The sequence below is a fragment of the Bartonella sp. AP57NXGY genome (assembly GCF_042195805.1).
In the GTDB taxonomy this organism is placed as follows: Bacteria; Pseudomonadota; Alphaproteobacteria; order Rhizobiales; family Rhizobiaceae; genus Bartonella.
In genome coordinates, this window is the sequence record NZ_JBHIOZ010000183.1 from 1 (window position 1) to 2,392 (window position 2,392).

The 2,392-nt window shown below is 38.2% G+C and carries 2 protein-coding genes and 1 pseudogene; all 3 read left to right on the top strand.

Annotation, left to right across the window (positions count from 1 at the left end; genetic code table 11):
• Positions 1-195, top strand: a pseudogene (locus ACFIL8_RS09220) (P-type DNA transfer ATPase VirB11); the annotation flags it as partial.
• Positions 196-302: 107 nt separating this feature from the next.
• Positions 303-476 (top strand): antitoxin VbhA family protein, encoded by a 174-nt coding sequence (locus ACFIL8_RS09225; protein WP_275065231.1) that lies wholly within the window; start codon positions 303-305, stop codon positions 474-476.
• A 10-nt stretch (positions 477-486) separates the two neighbouring features.
• Complete coding sequence (locus tag ACFIL8_RS09230) at positions 487-2,118, top strand: BID domain-containing T4SS effector (protein ID WP_375613572.1); 1,632 nt, start codon at positions 487-489, stop codon at positions 2,116-2,118.
• Positions 2,119-2,392 lie beyond the last annotated feature (274 nt).

Here is a 2,392-nt window from a genome sequence, read left to right on the forward strand (position 1 = left end):
GCAGCCTTTGAGCAGATGACCCTTTTGGTCAAAGAAAGTGAAGGCGGTGGTGATTTAGAGCGTGATGATATTCGAGGACTGTTGATTTCAATGATTGATATCATCATCCAATGCAAACGGATTGAAGGAAAATTTAAAGTCACAGAAATTTATTACGATCCCTTCAAACAACGAAACATCTTTGGAGGGGACTAAAGGAAGATCACACCGGCTGCCAAAGGCTCTTTTAAAGAAACGATTGCAAATAAAAGGAAAAATGCGTGAAAACCAAAGAAACAGAAAACAGAGAAAATCTTTTATCGATGACAGAAGAAGAATTGAAAAAACGCCGTGAAGCCGTTGAAGCAGCCATCAGCACCCATGCAATAGAGGGAATAGCGCTTCATTCCAAAACGTTGAAAATTTTAGAAGAATACGCAAAGGGGAATATTTCACTCGAGGAATTTAATACTCTTATGGACAACACGACATTATAAGGAAGCTACAATGCCAAAAGAAAAATTAAAAAAAACAGATGTGACATCCACAGTGCCTTCCCCTGAACATTATATGTATCCTAAAAGCAAAACATTAAAAAATAAATATGGAATAACAAACCTTGACGCTTTTACGGCAAGATGTGCGCATGATTCAGCAAAAGCGATGGTTAATCTGCGTGAAGCCCCCTTACCAGAAAAGTTTGATAGCTCCTATCTATGCCTTATTCATCAATGTCTATTTGAAAATACCTTTGAATGGGCTGGACAAACCCGCAATGTTCCCTTTACATTTGAAGATGGTACTACTGCCGTCGCTCCAGTAATGAAAAAAATAACAAATTTTGCAGTCGGTAGCGAATTACAAGAAGGTTTACAAAAATTAGATCAAACGCTTGCCGAAAAAAATAATTTGCAGGATTTATCATGCAAAGAATTTGCTTATGAAGCAGCCAAAATATTTGCCTCTCTCAACTATACACACCCCTTTAGAGAAGGCAACGGACGTACACAACGGATCTTTTTTGAAAATCTTGCCAAAGCCGCAGGGCATCAGCTTGATTTTTCACTGGTTACAAAAGAACGCATGTTGGTTGCTAGTGTTGCAGCAATACAAAATGACAGTCTAGAACCAATGCAACATCTGTTTGACGATATCTCTAATCCCAATAAAATACCTCTTTTAAAGGAATTCATGAGCAACACGAAAGAACTTGGGCGTAGTGTGAATGATCGCCCTGTTATGGTCACAAAGGAAGGTGAAACCTACACGGGCACCTATAGAGGTGCTGGTCTTAACAGCTTTGCCTGCAATGTAAAAGGAGCTTACATTATCGGCAATAAAGAACATCTCACACCAGAACAACTCAAAACATTAAAACCCGGTGATAAATTTACCTTTACCGTTCCCAAAACAAAAGAGCTTGAAAGCATTCTTATTCCAGAAGAGAAATTAGCCCCTTTGACAAAAAATGAAACGGCCCAAATGGTTGCAGAAGATGCCTGTGTCCACGTAAGCCTAAAACAGGTCCAGAAACTGTCAAAAATTGTTTATGGTAATACAAAAACATTAGACAAACAGATGGTAGAAATCATCAAAAATCCAAGCTTAGGCCAACAGCTCGCCAACAAGATTGAAAGGGCACCGAGCTCTGTTTCTCGTCTTGCAGGTTTCAGTTTATGTGGACTACAAAATCAGGCACGTGCAAACGCTAAAAATCATATTGGTATGCTCTGTACTGCCGTTGCAAATTTCGCGTATGCTGTAAAATATGCTGAAAAGGAAATCACGCAAGAACATGCAACAGAACAAAGTCGCCTTGCAAAAACAATAGAAATGCCAAGTCAAAGCTTGCAAGATCTCCTCGCCTTGCCAAAAGAATTACAGCAAGAAGCTTTAGCAAAAAATTCTTTATGTCAAAAAGAGCTCAGCAACTTTGTAAAAAAGATCAACACCCGTCTTTCACCAAATGAACATAAAGCAGTTCAAAATAATGATTATGAAACACTGGCTCAAAGCATTGGTGTATCAGAAAATAAAGCCAAACAAATTACACAAATTATTAAGCAAACCAAAGAAGTACATCAGCAAGCACAAATATGCACAATGCGCCATTCCAAAGCATTCGCTATGGCCTGCTAAGAATGGATAAAACCTTCCTCCTTGATGAGAAAGGCTCATAAACGAAAACTGTTTGGCGTTATCTGCACCTTTGCAAAAAGAGATGAGAGTTAATATCACGTACCTGAAAAAGAGCATTTCGCAACATATTCTGATAGAATTGAGAGTAAAATACAATGAAATATACCAAAACACAAATGGTACTTATTTTAACACCAATCGCTTTAGGTGCTTTAACGATATTCCTTGTCCCTCATTTTTTACTGTTAATAACAAATGGACTAAAGAGCGATCA

Coding starts and splice junctions, on each gene's coding strand:
- ACFIL8_RS09225 (WP_275065231.1), top strand. CDS start 303: ATGACAGAAGAAGAATTGAAAAAACGCCGTGAAGCCGTTGAAGCAGCC.
- ACFIL8_RS09230 (WP_375613572.1), top strand. CDS start 487: ATGCCAAAAGAAAAATTAAAAAAAACAGATGTGACATCCACAGTGCCT.